22 protein-coding genes are annotated in these 23,264 nt (G+C 68.2%); 9 read left to right on the top strand and 13 right to left on the bottom strand.

The window, feature by feature from the left end; genetic code table 11:
* Positions 1–38: 38 nt before the first annotated feature.
* Positions 39–1,364 (bottom strand): RNA polymerase sigma factor, encoded by a 1,326-nt coding sequence (locus H289_RS33420; RefSeq protein WP_020101454.1) that lies wholly within the window; start codon positions 1,362–1,364, stop codon positions 39–41.
* Positions 1,365–1,386: 22 nt separating this feature from the next.
* A complete protein-coding gene (locus H289_RS0114145) occupies positions 1,387–1,713 on the bottom strand; it encodes a hypothetical protein (RefSeq protein WP_138158513.1) in 327 nt (108 codons plus the stop codon).
* A gap of 272 nt (positions 1,714–1,985) precedes the next feature.
* Here H289_RS0114145 and H289_RS0114140 point away from each other — a divergent pair, with 272 nt between their 5' ends.
* From H289_RS0114140 to H289_RS0114125, 4 genes are all read left to right on the top strand, one after another.
* A complete protein-coding gene (locus H289_RS0114140) occupies positions 1,986–3,506 on the top strand; it encodes a CoA-acylating methylmalonate-semialdehyde dehydrogenase (RefSeq protein WP_020101452.1) in 1,521 nt (506 codons plus the stop codon).
* A gap of 15 nt (positions 3,507–3,521) precedes the next feature.
* Positions 3,522–4,682, top strand: a complete 1,161-nt coding sequence (locus tag H289_RS0114135; RefSeq protein WP_029105224.1) for an acyl-CoA dehydrogenase family protein — start codon at positions 3,522–3,524, stop codon at positions 4,680–4,682.
* Between the two features lie 76 nt (positions 4,683–4,758).
* Positions 4,759–5,631: a 3-hydroxyisobutyrate dehydrogenase gene (gene mmsB / locus H289_RS0114130; protein ID WP_020101450.1), complete on the top strand. Its 873-nt coding sequence runs from the start codon at positions 4,759–4,761 to the stop codon at positions 5,629–5,631.
* 108 nt (positions 5,632–5,739) lie between these two features.
* A complete protein-coding gene (locus H289_RS0114125) occupies positions 5,740–6,720 on the top strand; it encodes a hypothetical protein (protein ID WP_036420501.1) in 981 nt (326 codons plus the stop codon).
* A gap of 65 nt (positions 6,721–6,785) precedes the next feature.
* Here the strand turns inward: H289_RS0114125 and H289_RS0114120 are convergent, their stop codons facing one another.
* Positions 6,786–7,556, bottom strand: coding sequence for an HAD family hydrolase (locus tag H289_RS0114120; protein ID WP_029105222.1), 771 nt, complete (start codon positions 7,554–7,556; stop codon positions 6,786–6,788).
* A 176-nt stretch (positions 7,557–7,732) separates the two neighbouring features.
* Between H289_RS0114120 and H289_RS0114115 the strand changes: the two genes are divergently transcribed.
* From H289_RS0114115 to H289_RS0114105, 3 genes are all read left to right on the top strand, one after another.
* On the top strand, positions 7,733–8,413 hold the full coding sequence (locus H289_RS0114115; protein WP_020101448.1) for a response regulator: 681 nt from the start codon (positions 7,733–7,735) through the stop codon (positions 8,411–8,413).
* Positions 8,410–9,606, top strand: coding sequence for a GAF domain-containing sensor histidine kinase (locus H289_RS0114110; protein WP_020101447.1), 1,197 nt, complete (start codon positions 8,410–8,412; stop codon positions 9,604–9,606). The genes H289_RS0114115 and H289_RS0114110 overlap by 4 nt, the downstream gene beginning before the upstream one ends.
* Before the next feature lie 115 nt (positions 9,607–9,721).
* On the top strand, positions 9,722–12,046 hold the full coding sequence (locus H289_RS0114105; protein WP_020101446.1) for a putative bifunctional diguanylate cyclase/phosphodiesterase: 2,325 nt from the start codon (positions 9,722–9,724) through the stop codon (positions 12,044–12,046).
* A gap of 5 nt (positions 12,047–12,051) precedes the next feature.
* Here the strand turns inward: H289_RS0114105 and H289_RS0114100 are convergent, their stop codons facing one another.
* From H289_RS0114100 to secY, 10 genes are all read right to left on the bottom strand, one after another.
* The gene (locus H289_RS0114100; RefSeq protein WP_020101445.1) at positions 12,052–12,540 is read right to left on the bottom strand and encodes a MarR family winged helix-turn-helix transcriptional regulator; all 489 of its coding nucleotides are present in this window, start codon (positions 12,538–12,540) and stop codon (positions 12,052–12,054) included.
* Positions 12,541–12,579: 39 nt separating this feature from the next.
* Positions 12,580–13,623 carry a pyridoxal phosphate-dependent aminotransferase gene (locus tag H289_RS0114095; protein ID WP_020101444.1) on the bottom strand — a complete coding sequence of 348 codons (1,044 nt, stop codon included), beginning with the start codon at positions 13,621–13,623 and terminating at the stop codon, positions 12,580–12,582.
* Entirely contained in the window at positions 13,620–14,639 is a 1,020-nt protein-coding gene (locus tag H289_RS0114090; protein ID WP_036420500.1) for a 3-oxoacyl-ACP synthase III family protein, read from the bottom strand. The genes H289_RS0114095 and H289_RS0114090 overlap by 4 nt, the downstream gene beginning before the upstream one ends.
* Before the next feature lie 7 nt (positions 14,640–14,646).
* Positions 14,647–15,294 (bottom strand): DUF8713 domain-containing protein, encoded by a 648-nt coding sequence (locus H289_RS0114085; protein WP_020101442.1) that lies wholly within the window; start codon positions 15,292–15,294, stop codon positions 14,647–14,649.
* Entirely contained in the window at positions 15,275–16,990 is a 1,716-nt protein-coding gene (locus H289_RS0114080) for a thiamine pyrophosphate-binding protein (RefSeq protein ID WP_029105220.1), read from the bottom strand. Before H289_RS0114080 ends, H289_RS0114085 begins: the two co-directional genes overlap by 20 nt.
* 74 nt (positions 16,991–17,064) lie before the next feature.
* Entirely contained in the window at positions 17,065–17,787 is a 723-nt protein-coding gene (locus H289_RS0114075) for a zf-HC2 domain-containing protein (RefSeq protein ID WP_090562701.1), read from the bottom strand.
* A 2-nt stretch (positions 17,788–17,789) separates the two neighbouring features.
* Positions 17,790–18,314: a sigma-70 family RNA polymerase sigma factor gene (locus H289_RS0114070; RefSeq protein ID WP_020101439.1), complete on the bottom strand. Its 525-nt coding sequence runs from the start codon at positions 18,312–18,314 to the stop codon at positions 17,790–17,792.
* Between the two features lie 51 nt (positions 18,315–18,365).
* Positions 18,366–19,169, bottom strand: a complete 804-nt coding sequence (gene map, locus H289_RS0114065) for a type I methionyl aminopeptidase (protein ID WP_029105218.1) — start codon at positions 19,167–19,169, stop codon at positions 18,366–18,368.
* A 28-nt stretch (positions 19,170–19,197) separates the two neighbouring features.
* Positions 19,198–19,743, bottom strand: coding sequence for an adenylate kinase (locus H289_RS0114060; protein ID WP_029105217.1), 546 nt, complete (start codon positions 19,741–19,743; stop codon positions 19,198–19,200).
* Entirely contained in the window at positions 19,740–21,062 is a 1,323-nt protein-coding gene (gene secY, locus H289_RS0114055; protein WP_029105216.1) for a preprotein translocase subunit SecY, read from the bottom strand. Before secY ends, H289_RS0114060 begins: the two co-directional genes overlap by 4 nt.
* Positions 21,063–21,389: 327 nt before the next feature.
* On the opposite strand from secY, the gene H289_RS0114050 reads away from it, so the two are divergent.
* Together H289_RS0114050 and H289_RS0114045 are read left to right on the top strand one after the other, a co-directional pair.
* Positions 21,390–22,316 carry a class I SAM-dependent methyltransferase gene (locus H289_RS0114050; RefSeq protein ID WP_029105215.1) on the top strand — a complete coding sequence of 309 codons (927 nt, stop codon included), beginning with the start codon at positions 21,390–21,392 and terminating at the stop codon, positions 22,314–22,316.
* Between the two features lie 37 nt (positions 22,317–22,353).
* On the top strand, positions 22,354–23,256 hold the full coding sequence (locus H289_RS0114045; RefSeq protein ID WP_020101434.1) for a class I SAM-dependent methyltransferase: 903 nt from the start codon (positions 22,354–22,356) through the stop codon (positions 23,254–23,256).
* Positions 23,257–23,264: the final 8 nt, after the last annotated feature.

The following is a 23,264-nucleotide window of genomic DNA, read 5'->3' as shown; positions in this document are numbered from 1 at the left end:
CCCTCACGTCAGGGTCAACGATTCTGCGCGCAGCAGGTCTATCTCCGGCCACCGGAACCCGGATCACCGGTGGGAGGCGGCGGGGCTTCGAACGAGGGCGGCGCAACCGACATCGGCGGCCGAGTCACCGGTCCGGGCCGGCTGGCCGTGCGATCCGGCGGCGCCGGGTGCGGTGCCGGCATCGGTTCGGCGGCCGGCACTTCCTGCTCCGGCTGCTGACTCGGCGCCACCACCGGCGGGACAGATTTGGTCGAGACGCCGGGCGCCGGCGTCCCCGGCTCACTCGGCGGCGGCGGCGCGCTGCGCGGCGTGCTCGGCGGAGCGGAAAGCGGCGTCGTCGCAGGCGTTTCCAGCGGAGCCGTGATGCCGCTGTCGACCGGTTCGCGGCCGTGGCGGCCCGGCCCGGCCAACGTCCCGACCAGGCCTGTCACCAGCAGCACCAGCGCGCAGGCGGCCAGGCTGATCGGCAGGACGAGCCGGCGGCGCCGTTCCTGCACCGGCGAGGTACCGGCACCCGCGCCGGTCCCCGCATCGGCGTCGTCGACCAAATCGGTTGTCCGGCAGACCAACTGAATGTCGGCCAGCGTCGTATCCCGGAGTTCCCTCGGGGCCGGGATGAAGGGCATGGCGCCGAGCAGCGCGGCCGGACTCACCCGGCGGCGCCGTTCGGATTCACATTCAGGGCACGATTCGATGTGCCGGGCGATGCGCTTACGCATCAGCACCGTCATCGTGCCGTCCCAACCATCGAGCACGGCGGCCAGCTCCGGGCAGCGCGCCGGATCCTGGCGCGTCTGCCGGGCCACCAGCAGCGCACCGAGCGAGCGGCCGACCATCTCCCGGGCCCGATGGGTCAGGGTGTTGGCGGTCGCCGGGCTGACGCCGAGTGCCTTGCCGAGTTCCGGTCCGTCGAGGCCGTGGCGGTAGCTCAGTTCGATGACCTCACGGTCGCGGTCCGAGAGACCGCCGCAGGCCTCCCGGATCAATTGGGCCAGGTCGTCCCGCTCGGCGAGCGCATCTGGACCGGCCTCGGCCGATGCACTGTCGAGGTATTCGTCGTCAGCCGGTTGTTCGAGCTTGCGGCGCTGAATGTGCCGCAGGGCCTGCGAGCGCGACACCGCGTACAACCACGGGCGCAGCTTCTCGGGCTGACGGAGTTTCGACAGCCCGGTCGCCGCGGTACAGAACGCCTCGTGCACACAGTCGGCAGCGGCGTCACTGTCACGGACCATGCGCACGACGAAGTCGTTGAGCCGGTCCGCGTAGCGGTCGTAGATCGCGGCGAACGCCGCGCGGTCGCCCGAGGCGGCCGCGCGGGCAAGTTCCTCGTCGGGTGCTTCGTCCCAATCGATAAGCGCGCTCATCGGCAGGGTTCTCCCCTGATCATCAGTAGTAGTAGGCCGGGTAGGAGCCGGTGTCGCCGTTGTCGCAGTTGACGTTGATGTCCCAGAACCGGTTCAGCGGAATGCCCGGGACGAAGAAGCCCGCCTCTCCGGCGGAGTTCTGGTAGGCCCTCGTGGTGAACCAGTCGGAGGTGTAGGTGCACCAGGTGCCTCCGCTGCCGCCGCTCCAGCCGATCCAGATGCCGCCGTAGTGCGGCACCGGATTCACGCCCAAGGGGTTCGCGTGCGCGGTGCCCGCGCCTGTCAGAGCTACCGGGACCGCCACTGCCGCAGCAATTCCAGCAACGAACTTTTTCAGCTTGGTAGCCATTGTGCTCCGCCTTTCCTCGGCTCGGCCCGGTTGGCCTCGCTTGCATGTAGGAGCATCTCGCCGCATCAATCCTGACAAGTTTTTCCGAGTTTGGTCTACGCATCGGCAAAGAAGTCCGGCATTTCCGAAATCCCGCTGAGCAACCGCGGCGGCAACCGCACGCGGAACCCCGTCAGCAAACCCCTTGCCAACACCGGTTCCGAATTACTAGGATATGCAAGTATCTCGCCTCGAGCCGAGAACCCGAACTCTGCACACCTTGGACGGATGTCATGACCACCCAGATTCCGCACTTCATCAACGGCCGGCGCACCACCGGCGAATCGACCCGCACCGCCGACGTGCTCAACCCCAGCACCGGCCAGACCCAGGCCCAGGTGCTCCTGGCGTCAGCCGCCGACGTCGACGCCGCCGTGGCGGGTGCCGTTGTCGCGCAACGGGAATGGGCGTCGTGGAACCCGCAGCGCCGCTCGCGCGTGCTGATGAAGTTCATCGACCTGGTGAACCAGAACAAGGACGAGTTGGCCCGCCTGCTCTCGCTGGAACACGGCAAGACCTTCGAGGACTCCCTCGGCGACATTCAGCGCGGCGTCGAGGTCATCGAGTTCGCCGTCGGCATCCCGCACCTGATGAAGGGTGAGTTCACCGAAGGCGCCGGCGCCGGCATCGACGTCTACTCGATGCGCCAGCCGCTCGGCGTCGTCGCCGGCATCACGCCGTTCAACTTCCCCGCCATGATCCCGCTGTGGAAGGCCGGGCCCGCGCTGGCCTGCGGCAACGCCATCATCATCAAGCCGTCCGAGCGCGACCCCTCGGTGCCGCTGCGCCTCGCCGAGCTGTTCATCGAGGCGGGCCTGCCGGCCGGTGTCCTGCAGGTGGTCAACGGTGACAAGGAGGCCGTCGACGCCATCCTGCAGCACCCGGATATCAAGGCCGTCGGCTTCGTCGGCAGCACCGACATCGCGCAGTACATCTACTCGAACGCCGCCGCCAACGGCAAGCGGGCGCAGTGCTTCGGCGGCGCCAAGAACCACATGGTCGTGATGCCCGACGCCGACCTGGACCAGGCCGTCGACGCACTGATCGGCGCCGGCTACGGCAGCGCCGGTGAGCGGTGCATGGCGATCAGCGTTGCCGTCCCGGTCGGTGAAGAGACCGCAAATCGCTTGCGCAACAAGCTCGTCGAGCGCGTCAACCAGCTGCGCGTCGGGCACAGCCTGGACCCGAAGGCCGACTACGGCCCACTGGTCACCGGTGCGGCCCTCGAACGGGTGCGGGGCTACATCGCCCAGGGCGTCGACGCCGGTGCCGAGCTCGTGGTCGACGGCCGCGAACGCGCCAGCGACGACCTCACGTTCGACGATGCCGACCTGTCCGGTGGCTTCTTCCTCGGCCCCACCCTGTTCGACCACGTCACCCCCGACATGTCGATCTACACCGACGAGATCTTCGGCCCGGTCCTGGTGATCGTCCGCGCCCACGACTACGAGGAGGCACTGCGCCTGCCGTCGGAGCACGAGTACGGCAACGGCGTCGCGGTGTTCACCCGCGACGGCGACACCGCCCGCGATTTCGTCTCGCGCGTGCAGGTCGGCATGGTCGGCGTCAACGTGCCGATCCCAGTTCCGGTGTCCTACCACAGCTTTGGCGGCTGGAAGCGGTCCGGCTTCGGCGACCTCAACCAGTACGGCACGGCATCGATCCAGTTCTACACCAAGGTCAAGACCGTCACCGAGCGCTGGCCGTCGGGCATCAAGGACGGGGCCGAGTTCTCGATCCCGACCTTCAAGTAAGGGCCGGCGTTGAGCATCGACCTTTTCGGACTGGACGACGACGAACGCGTGATCGCCGAGACGGCGGCCGCGTTCGCCGAAAAACGGCTGGCCCCAAATGCTTTGGCGTGGGATGCCGATGATCACTTCCCCACCGACGTCCTGCGGGAAGCGGCCGAGCTGGGCATGGCGGCCATCTACTGCAACGACGACGTGGGCGGCAGTGGGCTCCGCCGGCTGGACGGCGTGCGCATCTTCGAGCAGCTGGCCACCGCCGATCCGACGATCGCGGCGTTCCTGTCGATTCACAACATGTGCGCGTGGATGGTGGACAGCTACGGCACGCCGGAGCAGCGCAAGACCTGGCTGCCGAAGCTGGCTTCGATGGAGGCCATCGCCAGTTACTGCCTCACCGAGCCGGGTGCCGGCAGCGACGCCGCGGCCTTGCGCACCAAGGCCGTTCGTGATGGCGACCACTACGTGCTCGACGGCGTCAAGCAGTTCATCTCGGGCGCGGGCGTCTCGGACGTCTACGTCGTGATGGCCCGCACCGGGGCCGACGGACCACGTGGCATCTCGGCCTTCATCGTCGAAAAGGACACGCCGGGACTGAGTTTCGGCGCCAACGAGGAGAAGATGGGCTGGCATGCCCAGCCCACCGCCCAGGTGATCCTGGAAGGCGTGCGGGTGCCCGCCGAGGCCATGCTCGGCGGCTCGGACGGCGAGGGCACCGGCTTCTCCATCGCGATGAACGGCCTCAACGGTGGCCGCATCAACATCGCCGCCTGCTCCCTGGGCGGCGCGCAGGCCGCCTACGACAAGGCGCTGGGCTACCTGGCCTCGCGCGAGGCGTTCGGCGGGGCACTGATCGACGAGCCGACCATCCGGTTCACCCTCGCCGAGATGGCCACCTCGCTCGAGACCTCGCGAAACATGTTGTGGCGGGCGGCAACCGCGCTCGACACCAACAATCCGCGCAAGGTCGAACTGTGCGCCATGGCCAAGCTCCATGTGACCGAGGCCTGCTACACGGTGGCCGATCAGGCGCTGCAGTTGCACGGCGGCTACGGCTACCTGCGCGAGTACGGACTGGAAAAGATCGTCCGGGACCTCCGGGTGCACCGCATCCTGGAGGGGACGAACGAGATCATGCGCGTGGTCATCGGCCGGGCAGCTTCGGCTGCCGCACGTAATTGAGCGATTTGTGCACGAAAATCCGCGGTGAGCGCGAGAAATCGTGCACAAATCGCGGAGAACTAGGGAGGACAGACTGATGGCGACGATTGCATTCCTGGGCCTGGGCCACATGGGCGGCCCGATGGCGGCGAACCTCATCGCGGCCGGGCACACCGTGCACGGCTTCGACCCCGTCCCGGCCGCGGCGCAGGCAGCGCGCGACCACGGCGCGACGACCTTCGACAGCGGCCCCGAGGCGGTGGCCGGCGCCGACGTCGTCATCACCATGCTGCCCAACGGCGACCTGGTGAAGAGCTGCTACGCCGACGTCCTGCCCGCCGCGGCCCCCGGCGCGCTGTTCATCGATTCGTCCACCATCTCGGTCGACGACGCCCGCGAGGTGCACCGCCTGGCCGGCGAGCACGGCTTCGCGCAGCTGGATGCCCCGGTGTCGGGCGGCGTGAAGGGCGCGACGGCCGGCACGCTGGCGTTCATGGTCGGCGGCGAGCCCGAGGCCTTCGAACGCGGACGCGCGGTGCTCGAGCCGATGGCCGGCAAGATCATCCACTGCGGCGACTCGGGCGCCGGCCAGGCCGCCAAGGTGTGCAACAACATGGTGCTCGCCGTCCAGCAGATCGCGATCGGTGAGGCGTTCGTGCTCGCCGAGCACCTCGGCCTCGACAAGCAGTCGCTGTTCGACGTGATCACCGGCGCCACCGGCAACTGCTGGGCCGTGCAGGTGAACTGTCCCGTCCCCGGACCGGTCCCCAGCTCCCCGGCCAACAACGGATTCCAGCCCGGTTTCGCCACCGCCCTGATGAACAAGGACCTCGGTCTGGCGATGGCTGCGGTGCGCTCGACGGGGTCGTCGGCACCCCTCGGTAGCCACGCCGCGGACATCTACGCAAAGTTTGCCGCCGAGCATGCCGATCTCGACTTCAGCGCGGTAATCAATCTCTTGCGTCAATGAGGTCGCATCACCATCACCGCACGTCACAGTGGTATTCGTTAGTTAACTGTGACATCGCGCGCATTAGGGCATAGGATGCGTGGGTCGCACAGGGAGGATTCGCGCCGCATGACTTTCAAATATTCCGCCAAGGGGGCCACCGCCTCGGCTACCGCGATTGCTGTGGCGTTTTTCGGGGCGGGCGTCGCCTTCGCATCGCCCGGCCCGTCGAGCCCGAGCAACCCGGGCACCGACCCGGCGCAGCCGACGCAAACGCAGCAGGCCAGCAAGAACAACGAATCTGCCACGACGCCGTCGAGTGACCTCGGTACGGCCGGCAGCAAGACCGTCTCCAACTCGACCTCGAGTTCGACCGCCGGCCACACCGGCAAGACGGCGCGCAACAACGACAACGGCCTCGAGTGGGGTGACGACTGGAGCCTGGGTGGCTTCCCGCCGATCAACCTGTCGAGCATGCAGCCGCCGGAGGCCACCGTCGCCGTGCCGCTGTCCCTCGGCCTGCCCGGCCTGAGCCTGCCCAGCCTGGTGCTCGACGCCGGTCTCGGTGGTCTGGTCACCGGCCTCGGGGCGCTGCTCTTGAACGGTGCCGCAGCCGCCGTGCCCGCGGGCGCGACGCTGGGGACCCCGGTCGCCGCGGCCGCAGCTCCGGCTGCGACCGCCGCCACGTTCGGCACCCTGTCCGCCGTCGGCGACATCGCCAAGGTCTCCTCGGCGGCCGCCGCCCCGGCGATCGCGGCTCCGGCACTCGCGGCACCGGCCGTGGCTGCTCCCAGCCTCGGCGGCCTGCCGGCCATCGGCGCACCGGCCATCGGCTCGCTCGGCGCGCTGGCCGCACCGAAGCTGCCCGGCATCGGGCTGCCGAAGCTCCCGTCCGCCGGCCTGCCGGAGATGCCGGACTTCACCAAGCTGGGCACCCCCAAGCTGCCCAAGCCCGAAGACCTGCCTCACCCGGAGATCGGTCTGCCGAAGGCCCCGAAGGTCGGCCTGCCGGACATGTCGGACATCCCGCACCCGCAGATCGGCTTCCCGCCGCACCCGCGGATCTTCCCGAAGATCGGCCTGCCGAAGGTCAGCCTTCCGTGGTTCTGAGCCGTTGAAAGAGGCGGGGCTCGGCGCCCCGCCTCCACAATTGAAAAGATGTGAAGAACTGGTGGTCAGCCCTGGGCTGACCACCAGTTCTTGTGCAGGCGCTCGCACCCGGCGGCCAGCAGGCCGTCGTACTCTGCGCGCACCTGGACCGCCCCGGGGAATTCGTGGCCGGCCGAGTAACCGGTGGTGACCACCAGCGTCGCCAGCTTGGCGGCGCGGGCCGCGCGGAAACCACGGACTCCACCCGCCACCGCCAGCGCGCTCTCCGGTGCCAGCCCCAACTCCCACAGGGCGTGGCCGTGCAGATCCGGTTCCCGCGTCGGCCGCGGCAGATCGTCGGGCGTCACGATGGTCTCGGCAATGCCGTCACCGAGGAGCTGACGGACCAGCGGCTCCACCCACGACCGGCTGCCCGTGCTGACCACAGCCACCGCCACCCCGGCGCCGAACAATCCGGCCGCCAGGTCGTCGAGGCCGTCGCGCGGGCTCACGTCACCGTCGAGGACCGACATCTCGAACAGGTCGGTCTTGGTGCGGTACACGTGGGCCGCGATCTCGTTGCTGACCCGCCCGTATCCGCGCCGGCGCAATGCCGAGGCGACGCGGCGCTGTTCGTCGGCGATGCGGACCAGCCGGCCGTATTCGGCCACCGACCAGGAGATATCCAGTCCGTGTTCAGCGAAGGCGGCGTTGAACGCCACGCGGTGTGCGTCGCGCTCGACATCGGCCAGCGCACCGTCCAGGTCGAAGATCACCGCACGTAGCGGGTCGATCACGGCATGGGCCGGGCGCGCCACATCCCACCAGAACGTGCGCTCCACACAACTCACCGACATGAGTACAAGGGTGTCCCACGTCACATGTGTGGGGCCTCCCCCCAACGGGGGATTGGACGGGCGAGATTCGGGATGAACATTCCCGATGGTCCACAGCCGGTCCTCCCGACCAGCGCGGAATCGCCGCTCTAAGGTGATGCCATGAGCACCAGCGAGAAGCCGAAGGCGGATCGCGCATGACCGCCGAGCCCGAAGCCGGCGCCGCTGCGCCGGTACGGCTGATCCTGGTCGACGACCACGAAATGGTCATCGAGGGGCTCAAGGCCATGCTGGCCGCGTTCAGCGACCGGGTGCGGGTGGTCGGCCAGGCCGTCGGGGCCGAACGCGCGGCCGCGGTGGTCGACGAGCTGCAGCCCGACATCGTTCTGTGCGACGTGCGGATGCAGGGCGCCAGCGGCCTGGACCTGTGCCGTGAACTGCGCGAACGTGCCCCGGACCGCAAGGTGGTCATGCTGTCGGTGTACGACGACGAGCAGTACCTGTACCAGGCGCTGCGGGTCGGAGCGGCGGGCTATCTGCTCAAGAGCATCAGCAGCGACGACCTGGTCCGTCAGCTCGAGTTGGTGCACGGCGGGGCGACGGCCATCGACCCGAGTATGGCCGCCCGGGCCGCCGATACCGCCGCCCGCATGCAGCGCGACGAGTTCTGGCCCGGCGCCCGGCAGGGCCTCACGCAGCGCGAAAGCGAAATCCTGTCGTTCGTCGTCGACGGCCTGTCCAACCGCGGTATCGCGACCCGGCTGGTGATCGGCGAGGAGACCGTCAAGAGTCACCTGCGGTCCATCTACCGCAAGCTCGACGTCAGTGACCGGGCCGGCGCCGTGGCCACCGCGCTGCGGGAGGGCATCTACCGATGACGCCGCGCAACGAGGTGCTGACCGCCGACCGCGAGCTGGCCCTGCTGCGCGAGCTGATCCAGGCCGCCTCGAGCGGACCCGGCGTCGAGCCGCTGGCCGCGGCGGCCGCCCGGATGATCACCGCGGCCACCGGCACCGACGTCTGCTTCGTCCACGTGCTCGACGACACCGAACGCTCGCTGACGTTGACGGGCGCCACCCCGCCGTTCGACCAGGAGGTCGGCAAAATCCGGCTGCCGCTGGGCGAGGGCGTCTCCGGGTGGGTGGCCAGCAACCGCGAGCCCGTCGTGATCAGCCACGACAAGGAATCCGACCCGCGCTACCGGCCGTTCGAATCGCTGCGCGGCAGTGACTTCGCGTCCATGGTGTCGGTGCCGATGGAGACCGACCCGGGCGGGCTGGTCGGCGTGCTCAACGTGCACACCGTCGAGCGCCGGGAATTCACCGCCCGCGACGTGGAGCTGCTGCTGGTCATCGGCCGGCTCATCGCCGGGGCCATGCACCAGGCCCGGCTGCACCGCCAGCTCGTCGCCCGCGAACGTGCCCACGAGAACTTCGTCGAGCAGGTCATCGAGGCCCAGGAGATCGAGCGCCGCCGGCTGGCCGGCGATATCCACGATGGCATCTCGCAGCGGCTGGTGACGCTGTCGTACCGGCTCGACGCGGCGAGCCGGGCGGTCGGGACCGACACCGCCGTCGCGGCCGAGCAGCTGACGCTGGCCCGGGAGTTGGTGGACCTGACGCTCGGCGAGGCCCGCGCCGCCATCGGGAACCTGCGCCCGCCGGTCCTCGACGATCTGGGGCTGGCCGGCGGGCTGGCCAGCCTCGCGCGCTCCATCGGTCAGCTCGACGTCGACGTGGAGCTGACCGATGTCCGCTTGCCCGACCACATCGAGCTGGCGCTGTACCGCATCGCGCAGGAGTGCCTGCAGAACGTCGTGAAGCACGCCCACGCCAGCAATGCGCTGCTGAAGTTCACGGCCGACGCGGAGCACGCCCGGCTCGAGATCATCGACAACGGCATCGGTTTCGACACCTTCGAGCGCCCGCTGGGCGCCGACGAGACGGGTGGCTACGGGTTGTTGTCGATGGCCGAGCGCGCCGAGATCGTCGGCGGCCGGCTGAACATCCGGTCCCGGCCCGGCTCCGGCACCATCGTCACCGCCACCATCCCGCTGCCATCGACGACTTGATGACAATGGCCTGACGGTTGCTAGAACTCATCCGTCATGTGTCTCGCAGCTGATTCGGCAAATTTTGACAACGCCCGAAAAATACCGAACCATCGTGGTTGACATGGGGGTGTAGGTGCGCACAGGCAACACAAATGCGGTCATCGGTGCTGCTGCAGTCATCTTCGCTGCATTCGCCTATCTGGTGATCTTCGGTGACCATGGCACGTTGGCGGCACGTTTCACCAACGACATCGGACTGACGGTCTTCAGCAGCCTTGCCTGCCTCGCCGCGGTGGCCGCCTACCGGGCCAACCGAGGCCGGCGACAGCGCGCCTGGCTGGCACTCGCGATCGGCATGGCGGGCTGGGTCGCCGGCAACCTGATCCTGCTCTATCACCACGCCGTGCTCGGTTCGCCGCCCGCGTTTCCGTCGGTGGCCGATGCCGCGTTCCTGCTGCTGCCCTGCTCTGTGGTGGTCGCGTCCGCCGGGAAGGTGCGGCCCGACCGCATGTCGGCACTGCGCCCCGTGCTGGACGGCGTCATCGTCGCCTCCGCGCTGTTCCTCGTGTGCTGGGTGCTGATCCTGGAGGACCTGTTCGCATCCACGCATTCCAGCTGGCTGGCGACCGCGGTGTCGGTCGCGTTCCCGATCTCGGACGTCGTCATGATCACGGTGGCGGTGTTGACGGTCAGTTCGACGGTACCGGGCAAACGCCAGGCCATCGTCCTGGTGTGCACGGGGCTGATCGTCGTCGCAGTGGCCGACAGCATCTGGATATACGTTCTGGCCCAATCGAATTCGACCAGTCCGGTGGCTGTCGTCGGCTGGGCCGCGGGCTTGGTGCTGTTCAGCGCCGGCGGGCTGATCGATGCGCGCAAACCGCCGTCGCCAACGGGGCGGAAACGGCAGGCCCTGGCCGATCCATTGCTCTGGCTCCCCTATTCGCCGATGGTGGCCGCAGTGGTCGTCGGGCTCATCGACCTCTGGCCGGTGACCAACGACAAGCCGGTACTGGTCGCCGCGTCGGTGCTCGTGATGACGGCACTGGTCCGGCAGCTGATCGTGCTGATCCAGAATCGGCGGCTGTTGTTCGACCTTGCCGACCAGACCAGGCGCGATCCATTGACGGGGCTGGGCAACCGGCTGATGTTCAACGACCACCTCGATGCGGCCATCCGGTCACGTGGCGACGACCGGGTTCCCATCGCCGTGCTCGCACTCGACCTCGACGACTTCAAGATGGTGAACGACAACCTCGGGCACCCGAGCGGCGACGAGCTGTTGATCGACGTCGCGAGTCGGCTCAAGAACACGGTGCCGGCCGAGCACACCGTGGCCCGGCTCGGCGGCGACGAATTCGCCGTTCTCATCCGGTCGGCACCGAATACGGCCACCACCATTGCCGAGCGGATCATCGAGGCGTTCGACGCACCGTTCTCGCTCAACAGCGAGAAGGTCTTCATCCACCCGAGTGTCGGGTTGGCGATCACCCCCGCCGACGAACCAGACGTCACCGCTGACGATCTGATGCAGCAGGCCGACATCGCGCTGTACGCCGCCAAGCGGACCGGCATCGGCGGCGTACAGACCTTCTCCGCGGACATGCGCCAGGTCTCGCGGCTGGACCTGCCGCAGCGGTGGAGCGACAGCGGTCGGATCCAGCCGCCCGCCCAAGCCGGTGTGCAACTGCTCGGGCAACTGCGTCGCGCCATCGGCGACTCCGAGTTGAAACTCGTGTATCAGCCCAAAGTGCTGCTGGCCACCGGCGAAATCGTCGGCGTGGAGGCGTTGCTCCGCTGGCCCCATCCCGAGCTCGGCCTGCTGACCCCGTCCGAGTTTCTGCCGTTGATCCGGCGTAACGGCCTGATCGGCTCGGTTACCGACACGGTGCTCAAGCAAGCGGTCCTGGACGCCTCGACCTGGTTCGGGACGGGATATCGCAATGTGCCGGTCGCCATCAACCTCTTCGCGCCGTCGCTGACCGACGTCGATCTGGCCGATCGCATCGGGGCCATCCTCGCCCAGCACTCACTGCCGCCAAGCGCCCTCACCGTGGAGATCACCGAGCAGATGCTGCTGTCGAACATGAGCCGGACGGAGGTGGTGATCGATCGGCTCCGGAAGTCGGGTCTGCGGGTGTCGATCGACGACTTCGGGTCCGGCTACTCGACCATGAGTTACCTGCGCGACCTGCCGGTCGATGAACTCAAACTCGACCGCGAGTTCGTGCTGCCGATGACGCACAATCCCCGCGCCGCCGCCATCGTTCGATCGGTGATCAACCTGACCCACGCCCTGAACATCGCGAGCGTCGCCGAAGGAGTCGAAGACGCCGCGACCGCCGAGCAGCTCTCGGCGTACGGGTGCGATATCGGCCAGGGCTACTACTTCGCCAAACCGATGTTCGCCGAATCGCTGCGGCCCCTGATCGAATCGCGGAATCCGCTGCGGCGCTGAGCCGGTCAGAAGTCGCCGGCGGTGCGGCGCAGGGTCTCGATCGCATCGACCAGCGCCGCGGACTGCTCGTCGGACATCCCGACGTCGGCGAACACCTCCTTGTTGAGGGTCACCGTGGCGTCCTCGACCGTCGAGCGGCCCACCTCGGTCAGCCGCACCAGGGTGGTCCGCCCGTCGGTGGGGTGCGGCACCCGCTCGACGAGACCGTCGGCCTCGAGCCGCCGGATGGCATGGGTGACGCTCGTGACGTGCACCTGCAGCCGGTCGGACGCCTTGGTGATCGGCAGCGCGCCACTACCGCTGAACGCCAGCAGCCGCAGCAGTTCGTAGCGGGAAAAGCTCAGGTCATAGGGCCGCAGCGCAGTCTCCACGCGCGCCAGCAGAATCTGGTGGGCCCGCATCACCGACGTCACCGCGACCATGCCGTCGGCGACGTCGCCCCAGCCGGCCCGCTCCCAGTTGGCCCGGGCCCGGGCGATGGGGTCGCTGCTCACCGCTCATTCATACCGCACCGGACCCCTCGGCCGATGCAGTCAGGCCCCGACGCCCGTCCCGTCCACCGCCTTACGGATGGCCGCCAGCACCGCGCGCGACGACCTGCGGTCCCCGACGGTGATGCGGACACCGCCGTCGGCGTAGCTGCGCACCCGCGGGCCGTCGTCGCCGAACTCCCAGGCCCGCGCCCCGCTCGGCAGATAGACGAAGTTGGCGTGACTGTCGGTGCAGTACACACCCATCGAGCGCAGCCGCGCCCGTAGAAACGCCCCTTCCGAGGCGATCATCCGGATACGTTGCCGCAGTTGATCTTCCGCGTCGTAGGACGCGGCGACGGCCACCAGGCCGGTGATCCCGATCCCGAACGGCAGCTGCATACCCCACAGGTCGCGGGCGAGCGACGGCGCACACACGCCGTAGCCGATGCGCAGGCCGGCCAGTCCGTAGGCCTTCGAAAAGGTGCGCACCACAACCAGATTGGGATACCGCACCACGAGCGACGGGATGTCCAGGCACAGCTCGGGGGCCAGGAACTCGACGTACGCCTCGTCCAGCAGGACGACGGTGCCCGACGGCACCCGGTCCAGGAACCGGTACAGGTCGGCGGCCGACTCGACCGTCCCGGTCGGGTTGTGCGGACGGCAGATCACCACCACGCGTGCTCGCGCCGCGGCCGCCGCCATGGCGTCGAGGTCGTGGTGACCGTGCCGGTCGAGCGGCACGGTCACCGACCGCAGTCGCGCCATCTGCGCGAAGATCGGGTAGCCGTCGAAAGTCGGCGACGCCGTCACCAGCACATCGCCGGGGTGCGTGACGGCCTGCAGCACCTGCAGGATGACGCCCGTGGCGCCCGCACCGACGAGCACCTGGTCGTCGTCGACGCCGACGTGCCCGGCGATCAGCGACCGCAGCCGCTGCGGCAGGAACTCCGGATACCGGTTCACCACACCGATCGACGCGGTGAGCGCGGCCCGCACCGCCGGCAGTGGCGGGAACGGATTCTCGTTGAGCGCCAACGCCAGCGGGTCGTCCGCGGCGGGCAGGGAACCGACCGCATCGGCCAACGCGCACGTGGGCGTCATCGCTGTCCGCCCCAGCGCACGGCGGCCGCACCGGCGAAGTCACCGGCGTGCGCGAAGGCCGCCATCATCACCACGTCGTCCTTGCCGACCTGTCCGTCGGTGATCGCCCGGTCCAGGTTGACGGGCACGCCGGCGGCGAACAGGTTGCCGCACTCGTCGAACGTGTCGCGGTGCTTCGACTCGGGCAGTTCCAGGGCCTCGCGCCAGTTCCGCAGGAACACGCGGTTCGGCTGATTGGTGACCAGCAGGCCGATGTCCTTGGGCGCCAGCCCGATCCGGTCGCACACCGCGTACGCCACCTCGGGCACCTGACGATTGCCCCGGGCCAGCACCTTGGTGATCTTGCTCTCGGTGAAGCCGATGCAGCCCTCGCCGGGCCCGGCCTGCCACCATTTGCGCGGCGGGTCGACCGACATCGTCATGTCACCGGCGTATTCGCCGTAGGTGCGGCATTCGACGTCGAGAATCGGCGAAATATCAGAGGCTGCAACGAGTCCCACCGCGGCACCATCACCGGGTACCGACGCCTGCGCCTTGGGCCGGATGGTGACCTGGTCGAAGACCTGGCCCGCCGCGTTCTGCGCCACCGCCACCAACGCGGTACGCCCCTCCCCGGAGGCGATCAACTGCTTGGCCAGCTTGAGGCCCAGGATGAAGGCCGCGCACCCGCCGTTGTGCAGGTCGATCACCCAGTTCGGCTTCATGCCAAGCCGATTGGCCATACCGCCACCGCCGCCGTAGAACGGCATGTCGGGCAACTGGGTGTGGGTGATCAGGATGTCGACGTCGGCGAGGGCGTCGGAGCCGTGCCGGTCGACGAGGCCCGCCGCCGCGCGTTCGACCATGTCGATGGCCGTCTCGTCGGGTGCCACGTGGTGGCGGAACTTCGGCGCCCGGAACATCAGGTTGTCCCGCAGGTCGTCGGAATCGGCGAACTGCGCGTAGTAGTCGGCGCTGATCGGCTCGCCCGGAAGATAGGTCGAAACGTCGAGCAGGCTCACAACTGGTTGGCTCATGCGTGACTCACTTCATCCAGGCCGGGGTGATCGGCAGACCGTTGCGGTGCCGGTATTCGGCAATCGCCTTGAGGTTGTCCAGTTCCAGGCGGTGGCCCGCCCCGAACATGTCCCAGAAGTCCCCGACCCACACGGGTCGCTGTGCGGGCGCGGTCTCCGGGTAGGGGTTGTTGTCGTAGAACGGGTGGTGGCAGTTGGTCCACAGCACCACCGAACCCGGCTTGTTGAGCACGACCTGGGCGTCGACGACGCGCATCAGGTAGATCATCCAGAGGTGCCGGCCCTGGTCCCAGGCGCAGTGGTAGTCGACGGTCATCGCCTCGCGGTTCGCCACTGTGCGCGTGTAGATTTCGGTCTCCGAGCCCAGCCGGTCGTAGGCCAGCCAGAGGCCCGGTTCCTCGGTCTCGGTGAATCCGCGCAGACTGTAGGTCCACTCCTCGAGGCTGCGGGTGTCCGCCAGATACTCGAACAGTTCCTCCGGCGGGCAGTCGATGTAGTCGTTGACGGTGCAGTAGTCACCGAAGACGACGTCGTGCGGGTATACCGACCGCATCATCTCCATGATGATGGGCGTGGCCTTCTCCCGCGGCGCGTTCTCGATGCGGGTCACGCCGTCGATGGGTAGGGCGATGTCTTCAAGCGCGGGCAGCGACATGCTGGGAGCTCTCTTTCTGCGTCTGTTGTGTGGCGGTCTCGAGAAATGGTGCGAACGTGGGGATTTCGTCGGCGGAGCATTCGACGCTGACGACCGATGGCCCGTGCCGGCCGAGCGCTTCGCTCAGCGCACCGGCCAGCTGCGGCAGCTCGGTGACGTCCGTCGCGTGCAGGCCGGGGAACATCGCGGCCAGGCCGGCGCCCAGCCGGGCCGGGGTGAAGCGGTTGTAGCTGTAGCGGTCGCCGTAGAACAACTGCTCGCGGGTGACGCACATGGCGTGGGCGTTGTTGTTGAACAACACGAAGGTGATCGGGAGCCGGTACTCCAACGCCGTGTGCAGCTCCATGCCGTGCATGAAGAACGAGCCGTCGCCGGCCACCACCACGGTACGGTACTGCGGCCCAGCGGTTTTCGCGCGGGCGAAGCACATGCCGATGCCGGCGCCGAAGCTGTACCCCATGCCGCCCATGCCGAGCGCCACCACGAAGCGGCCGGCCCGGCGCACCGGCAGCCCGTGCACCGTCGAGGCACCGGTGTTGCCGGCGTCGACGACAATGTCGGCGCCGTCGGGCAGCAGTTCGTCGAGCAGGGCGACGGTGTCGCGGTACCGGATGCCGGGGCCGTCGTGCGGTGGTGGCTGAAGTTCGGTGTGCGGCAGCGGGTCGAGGACCCGTAGCCCGTGGGGCCGGCCGGTGCCGGTCAACGATCGGGTCAGCGCCGTCAGCGATGCCCGCAGGTTGGTCGAATTCACGTGCGTGCTCGGCACATACGGACGTTCCGCGCCGAGCGAGACCGTCTGCACCCCGGCCAGCGCGCTGTCGAGGCCGGCGCGCGCCGTCACCGCCAGGCGCGTCCCGATCACCAGGCACACCGCGCTGCGGGAGATCGCGTCGACGACCCGCGGATGGCCCATCACGCCGGTGACGCCCAGCCACGACGACTGTCCCAGCCCGGGTGAGCCGCTGACGTCCTTGCCGTCGGGCACCGTGGCGACCCAGGCCCGCAGCACCGAGCGCAATTCCTCGAGCTCACGGCGGGCGTCGTCGCGGGCCACCTGCTCGCCGGCGATGATCGTGACCGGCCCCAGCGCCCGGCGCAGCACCTCGGCGATGGGACCCGGGTCAGTCAGCAACGAATCCTGCACAGCAGCAACCGGATTGACCACATCGATCATCGCCTGCTGGACGTCCTTCGGCAGCAGCAGTACCGCCGGGCCGCCACCGGCCGCCGCAGTCAGCGCCTCCGCCAGCGCCGGCACGATGTCCTGCGGTTCCGTCACGCGACGGCAGTACACCGACACCGCCGAGAACAACGCCACCGCGTCCAGCGATCCGGAACGTCCACTGGTGTCCTGAAAGCTGCCACGGCCGTCCATACCGGTCGGCGCCTGCCCCACCAGGGCCAGTACCGGCACCCGGCTGGCCAGCGATTCACCCAGTCCCGCAACGAGGTTCAGTGATCCGCCGCCGGACGTCGCGGCCACCACACCGATCCGGGACACCGCCCGGCTGTAGCCGTCGGCCATGGTGGCCGCGGAGAACTCGTGCTTGGCCAGGATCGCGGTGATGTCGTCGGACAGGAACGCCGCGTCGAACAGGTCCTCGATATTGGCCCCGTCGACTCCGAAGAAATACTCGATGCCGGACGCCGCAAGTTGCGTGATGATGTGGTCCACCACCCGATGCCTGCCGACCATCTGCCACCTGCTTCCGCTCGTCTAACCACAGACACGAGGCGGATGGGCGAATGGTTCAACGCCACCGAAAAAATCTAGAGATTGCGCTCCAGCAGCACCTTGCCGTTGTCGGCGGAAACCAGTTGTACCGCAGCAATTTCCGAAACCTGCATCGGCGTGTTACCACTCGGCAACGCGGTGGCACCAGACATGCCGAACCACGTGGCGATCTGGTTACGGCTGCCGTCGCGGCCCACCACGACCATACCCAGGTTGGTCGGAGGAGCGGCGGGTCCGCTGGACCAGTCGCCGTAGCTGCAGGCCATGTCGATCCGCGTACCCCAGCCGAAGCTGCTCAGCGCGATGGTGGCGTTGAACGGAGTGGGTGCCACGTGCTGCATGGGCAGCTGCGCCACCTGCTCCTGGCTCTGGCCACCGCCGAAGAAGTCGGGCCGGACGACCGCCACCGCACCGACTGCCAGCACCGCCGCGGCCAGGCCGGCCACCGCCGTCGTCACCCAGCGGGTCCGGCGCCGGCGCCACCGCACCTTGGCCAGTACCGAATCGAGCACCTCGGGCCGCAACGGCGGTTCCGGCTGCTCGGCACCGATCTCCTGCACGTCCGCCAAATCCAGCAGGCCCAGCAGGGCCGGCATGCCGCTCAGCTCACCGACCGCGTCCCGGCACCGGGAGCAGGTCTGCAGATGCGCTTCGTACTCGCGGCGTTCCGCACTCGACAGCGAACCCAGCACGTAGGCGGCGTCCCAGGTTGCGTACCGGTCGCCGTCAAAGGGTCCGATGGACTCGACAATGTGCATGCTCACCGAGTCACCCCCATTTCCTGCAGATTCAGGCGCAGCGCCCGGACCGCGTAATGCAGTCTCGATTTCACTGTGCCCTCGGCGATCTGAAGCTCCGCCGCAATCTGCGCGACGCTCAACTGCCGGTAGTACGCGCGCTCGATCACGGCGCGATGGTCGACGGAGAGCTGGCTCAGGGCACCCCCGAGCAGCATCCGATCCAGTGCGGTGTCCGCCTCGTCGGTGGCGGCCGGGTCCGTCCGGTCCTCTGCCTCCACCACCTCCGACGACGTCGTCTCGTGCCGGCGCCGGGCGCTGCGCTGCTCATCGATGATGAGGTTGCGGGCGACGGTGTAGAGCCAGGCCCGCGGGGACTGGTTGGCGTCGGATACGACATCGGGGTGGCGCCACGCCCGCAGCAACGTCTCCTGCACCACGTCCTCGGCACGCGCCGAGTCCTGTGTCAGACGCAGGGCATAGCGCCAAAGGGCGCCTGCGTGCTCGTCGTAAAGCACCCGCATCATGGCGGCCTCCGGATCGCTCATGCACCAACCTCCGTCATTGACACGAGATCAGGGGCGATCCGGTTCACCGGATCAGTCGCGAAGCAGCGTCAAGATTCGGGGTCCGTCCTCGGTGACAGCAACGGTGTGTTCCCAGTGTGCGGCACGCGAGCCGTCCTTGGTGACGACTGTCCATTCGTCTTCGAGAATGACAGTCTTCGAGGTGCCCAGCGTCAGCATCGGCTCGATGGCCAGCACCGAGCCGGGCTCGAGGAACGGGCCCCGGCCAGGTGATCCCTCGTTCGGCAGGAACGGGTCCATGTGCATCTCTTGACCGATGCCGTGCCCGCCGTAGCCTGCGACGATGCCGAACTTGCGGTCGTAGCGGGCGGACGCCGCGTGGGTCCCCCGCTCGATGGCATGCGAGACGTCGGTCAGCCGGTTACCGGGGACCATGGCGGCGATGCCGGCCTCCATGGACTCACGGGTGGCGTCGGACAGCTTCTGGTCGGCGTCGATCAGCGGGCCGACACCGAACGTCACGGCCGAGTCGCCGTGCCAGTTGTCCAGGATGGCGCCGCAATCGATCGAGACCAGGTCACCGCTGACGAGCACCTCGTCGGCGGTCGGAATGCCGTGCACCACGCGGTCGTTTACCGACGCGCAGATGGTCGCCGGGAAGCCGTGATAGCCCAGGAACGACGGGATGCCGCCACCATCGCGGATGACGGACTCGGCGATCTGGTCGAGCTCGAGAGTGGACACCCCGGGCGCGGCGGCTTCACGAACCGCTTTCAGCGCGGCCGCCACCAGCGAACCGGCAGCGGCCATCGCGTCCAGTTCGCCGGGTGTCCGCTGGGGGACGACCTTGCGGCCGCGTCGGGGTAGACCAATCATCGATGCCTACTTCAGCCGGATCGGCGATTCAGCTGCCGAGCGCCTGCAGGGCGCGGGCGAAGACCTCGTCCAGGCTGCCGACAGCGTCGACCGAGACGAGCTCGTCCCGGTAGTAGTCCAGCAGCGGGGCGGTCTCGTCCCGGTACACCTTCATGCGGTTGAGGATGACCTCTTCGGTGTCGTCGGCGCGGCCGCGGCTCTTCAACCGGGTCAGCAGCTCGGACTCCGACACGCGGAACTCCAGCACCGCGTCCAGCTTGAGGTTGCGCTTGGCCAGCATGTCCTTCAGCGCGACGGCCTGCTCGACCGAGCGGGGGAAGCCGTCGAGGATGAACCCGGCGGCGGTGTCGTCGGCGTCGAGACGGTCGTCGACCAGCGCGTTGGTCAGCTCGGCCGGGACCAGGTCGCCGGCATCGAGGTACTTCTTGGCCTCGACACCGAGCGGGGTGCCCTTGCTGATGTTGCTACGAAACAGATCACCCGTGGAGATCTGCGGGATGCCGAACTTCTCGGCCAGCTTCTCGGCCTGAGTGCCCTTGCCTGCTCCCGGCGGTCCCAGCAGAACCATTCTCATTTGAGGAACCCTTCGTAGTTGCGCTGCATCAGCTGGCTCTCGATCTGCTTCACCGTGTCCAGACCCACGCCGATCATGATCAGCACGGCCGTACCGCCGAATGGCAGGTTCTGGGCGCTGCTGCCGCCGCTCTGCAGGAACAGATTAGGCAACACCGCGATCAAACCGAGGTAAATCGAGCCCGGCAGCGTGATGCGGCTCAGGACGTACCTCAGGTAGTCCGCCGTCGGCTTGCCCGGCCGGATGCCCGGGATGAAGCCACCGAACTTCTTCATCTCGTCCGCCCGCTCATCGGGGTTGAACGTGATGGACACATAGAAGTACGTGAAGAAGATGATCAGACCGAAGTAGATCGCGATGTAGACCGGGTCGGCCGGGTTGGTCAGGTACTTGGCGACCGCCTTGGACCACCAGCCGTTGGACGCGTTCGGATCACCGGCGGTGACCAGCTGGGTGATCAGGTGCGGGATGTAGATCAGCGACGACGCGAAGATGACGGGGATGACGCCGGCCTGGTTGACCTTCAGGGGCAGGTAGGTCGAGGTACCGCCGTACATCCGGCGGCCCACCATGCGCTTGGCGTACTGCACCGGGATACGGCGCTGTCCCTGCTCGACGAAGACGACACCGACGATGATGATCAGCGTCGCGGCCACGACGGAGGCGAACACGACGCCGCCGCGGCTCTCCAGGATCGACTGGCCTTCGGACGGGATGCGGGCGGCGATGCCGGCGAAGATCATCAGCGACATGCCGTTGCCGATGCCGCGCTCGGTGACGAGCTCGCCCATCCACATGACCAGGGCGGCGCCCGCGGTCATGACCAGCACGATCACGACGAGGGTGAAGATGCTCTGGTCCTGGATGATGTTCAGGGTGCAGCCCTGCAGCAGATTGCCGCTGGCGGCCATCGCGACGATCGAGGTGCCCTGCAGAACTGCCAGCGCGATCGCGAGATAACGCGTGTACTGCGTCATCTTGGCCTGACCGGCCTGGCCTTCCTTCTGCAGCTGTTCGAAGCGCGGGATGACCACGACCAGCAGCTGCACGATGATGCTCGCGGTGATGTAGGGCATGACGCCGACCGCCAGCACCGACAGGTGGAGCAGCGCACCGCCGGAGAACAGGTTGATCAGCGAGTAGACCTGCGCAGCGTCACCGCCGCTGACCTGCTCGATGCACTTCTGCACGTTCGGATAGTTCACCCCGGGGGACGGCAATGCGGCACCGGCCCGATACAGGACGACTACACCCAGCGTGAAGAGGATCTTGCGTCGCAGATCGGCCGTCCGCAGGGACGAGATAAAAGCCGAAAGCACTCTTCCTCCTGCGCAGCCGAGCTCGGGCCGCGGCGTGCTGATGGGGCTGGTCAGGTCCAGCGTTTGGTTAATTCCGTGCGCGACCACAGCAGGTACCCGACCTGCCTGGACGCGCCGTCAAATCAGTCTCCGAGAATAACAGTTGCCGACCCCGCGACCTGCATCCGCTCGGCGCCGGACCCTTCCTACCCAGCCCGGACACCTCGAAACGTGCCGCCACCCGGCATTTCTGCCGCGTTCAGGAACGGCGCGTACAGTCGCCGACAGGTTGTTACATGAGCTAACTACCGACCCGTTCACCGGGTGACCGACGACAGGAACGACGCGATGGCACGCACTGACAACGACACGTGGGACCTGGCATCGAGCGTAGGAGCGACCGCGACTCTGGTCGCCGCGGCCCGCGCTCTCGCCACCAATTCCGAAGACCCGATCATCGACGACCCGTTCGCCGCTCCCCTGGTCCGCGCCGTCGGGGTCGAGTTCTTCACCAAGCTGGTCGACGGCGCCGCCGATCCCGACCAGTCCAGCGCCGGCTACGGCCCGACCATGGCGCAGCTGACCAACGGCATGGCGGCGCGCACCCGATTCTTCGACGACTTCTTCCGGGACGCCGGCAAGGCCGGTATCCGGCAGGCCGTCATCCTGGCGGCGGGCCTCGACTCGCGCGCCTACCGCCTGGTGTGGCCGGCGGGCACCGTCGTCTACGAGATCGACCAGCCCGACGTCATCGAGTTCAAGTCCAAGACCCTGTCGGATCTGGACGCGGCACCGACCACCGAACGGCGCACGGTGGCGATCGACCTGCGTGAGGACTGGCCGGCCGCACTTCGCGCCGCCGGTCTGGACCCCACCAAGCCCACCGCGTGGATCGCCGAGGGACTGTTCGGCTACCTGCCGCCCGAAGCGCAGGACCGGTTGCTCGACCAGATTTCCGAACTGTCCGCACCGGGTAGCCGCATGGGCGCCGAAGGCGTGCCGGCCACGCCGGACCTCGATGAGGACGCCGTGCGCGAGCGCATGAAGGCCGCATCGGAGCACTGGCGCGATCAAGGCTTCGATCTCGACTTCAGCGATCTGGTCTACCTCGGCGACCGCGCCGACGTGGACACCTACCTGCAGGGTCACGGCTGGCAGACCACCGCCGTCACCTCCAACGAACTGCTGGTCCGCAACGGCCTGCCGGCCGTCGAGGCCGACCCGAACGGCCAGCCCTCCATGGGCGAGGTCAACTACGTCACCGCAGTGCGCTGATCCTCATCTATCCCTACCGACGGACAGGACCTACCCGATGACCCGCACCGACAGCGACACCTGGGATCTGGCCTCGAGCGTGGGCGCCACCGCCACGATGGTGGCGACGGCCCGCGCCCTGGCGACGAAGGAAGCGGAGCCGCTCATCCGCGATCCGTACGCCGACCCGCTGGTGCGGGCCGTCGGGGTGGAGTTCTTCATCAAGCTGCTCGACGGGCAGATCGATCTCACCGGTGAGGTCGGGACGGCCGCCGCCATGATGACCAACCTGATGGCGGTCCGGACGAAGTTCTTCGACGACTTCTTCACTTCCGCCACCGCTGCCGGCATCCGGCAGGCCGTCATCCTGGCGGCGGGCCTCGACTCGCGGGCCTACCGGCTGGACTGGCCGGCCGGCACCGTCGTCTACGAGATCGACCAGCCCGAGGTGATCGCCGCCAAGACCGGGACCATGGCGCAGATCGGCGCCACACCGACCTGCGAACGCCGCACCGTCGCGATCGATCTGCGCGAGGACTGGCCGGCCGCGCTGCGCGCCGCCGGATTCGATCCCGCGGCGCCGACGGCCTGGATCGCCGAGGGGCTGCTGATCTATCTGCCGCCCGAGGCGCAGGACAAGCTGTTCGACAACATCACCGCGCTGTCGGCGCCGGGCACTCGCCTGGCCACCGAATTCCACACCGACCACGGCGCCGGCATGCGTGAGCGCGGCGCGGCCATGAGCGAGCGGTGGCGCGGCGCGGGCCTCGACCTCAACCTGACCGATCTCTGGTACCAGGGCGAGCGCACCTCGGTGGTCGAGCACCTGGATGTCAGTGGCTGGAATACCACGGCCCGCCCTCGCCTTGAAGTTTTCGCCGAGTACGGCCGTCCCCTCGCCGAGACCGAAGACACGGCGGCACTGCGTAATTCACTGTCCGTGACGGCCATCAAGAACTAGGAGTTGGA

This window comes from Mycobacterium sp. 360MFTsu5.1, assembly GCF_000383495.1.
GTDB lineage: Bacteria > Actinomycetota > Actinomycetes > Mycobacteriales > Mycobacteriaceae > Mycobacterium > Mycobacterium mucogenicum_B.
The sequence above is the reverse complement of the archived record's forward strand: the minus strand, read 5'-3'. Positions and strand labels throughout refer to the sequence as shown.

Bases quoted from the DNA above. Each gene is read 5' to 3' on its own strand.
- H289_RS33420 (WP_020101454.1), bottom strand. From the start codon at position 1,364: ATGAGCGCGCTTATCGATTGGGACGAAGCACCCGACGAGGAACTTGCC.
- H289_RS0114145 (WP_138158513.1), bottom strand. From the start codon at position 1,713: ATGGCTACCAAGCTGAAAAAGTTCGTTGCTGGAATTGCTGCGGCAGTG.
- H289_RS0114140 (WP_020101452.1), top strand. From the start codon at position 1,986: ATGACCACCCAGATTCCGCACTTCATCAACGGCCGGCGCACCACCGGC.
- mmsB (WP_020101450.1), top strand. From the start codon at position 4,759: ATGGCGACGATTGCATTCCTGGGCCTGGGCCACATGGGCGGCCCGATG.
- H289_RS0114125 (WP_036420501.1), top strand. From the start codon at position 5,740: ATGACTTTCAAATATTCCGCCAAGGGGGCCACCGCCTCGGCTACCGCG.
- H289_RS0114120 (WP_029105222.1), bottom strand. From the start codon at position 7,556: ATGTCGGTGAGTTGTGTGGAGCGCACGTTCTGGTGGGATGTGGCGCGC.
- H289_RS0114115 (WP_020101448.1), top strand. From the start codon at position 7,733: ATGACCGCCGAGCCCGAAGCCGGCGCCGCTGCGCCGGTACGGCTGATC.
- H289_RS0114110 (WP_020101447.1), top strand. From the start codon at position 8,410: ATGACGCCGCGCAACGAGGTGCTGACCGCCGACCGCGAGCTGGCCCTG.
- H289_RS0114095 (WP_020101444.1), bottom strand. From the start codon at position 13,623: ATGACGCCCACGTGCGCGTTGGCCGATGCGGTCGGTTCCCTGCCCGCC.
- H289_RS0114090 (WP_036420500.1), bottom strand. From the start codon at position 14,639: ATGAGCCAACCAGTTGTGAGCCTGCTCGACGTTTCGACCTATCTTCCG.
- H289_RS0114085 (WP_020101442.1), bottom strand. From the start codon at position 15,294: ATGTCGCTGCCCGCGCTTGAAGACATCGCCCTACCCATCGACGGCGTG.
- H289_RS0114080 (WP_029105220.1), bottom strand. From the start codon at position 16,990: ATGGTCGGCAGGCATCGGGTGGTGGACCACATCATCACGCAACTTGCG.
- H289_RS0114075 (WP_090562701.1), bottom strand. From the start codon at position 17,787: ATGCACATTGTCGAGTCCATCGGACCCTTTGACGGCGACCGGTACGCA.
- H289_RS0114070 (WP_020101439.1), bottom strand. From the start codon at position 18,314: ATGAGCGATCCGGAGGCCGCCATGATGCGGGTGCTTTACGACGAGCAC.
- map (WP_029105218.1), bottom strand. From the start codon at position 19,169: ATGATTGGTCTACCCCGACGCGGCCGCAAGGTCGTCCCCCAGCGGACA.
- H289_RS0114060 (WP_029105217.1), bottom strand. From the start codon at position 19,743: ATGAGAATGGTTCTGCTGGGACCGCCGGGAGCAGGCAAGGGCACTCAG.
- H289_RS0114050 (WP_029105215.1), top strand. From the start codon at position 21,390: ATGGCACGCACTGACAACGACACGTGGGACCTGGCATCGAGCGTAGGA.
- H289_RS0114045 (WP_020101434.1), top strand. From the start codon at position 22,354: ATGACCCGCACCGACAGCGACACCTGGGATCTGGCCTCGAGCGTGGGC.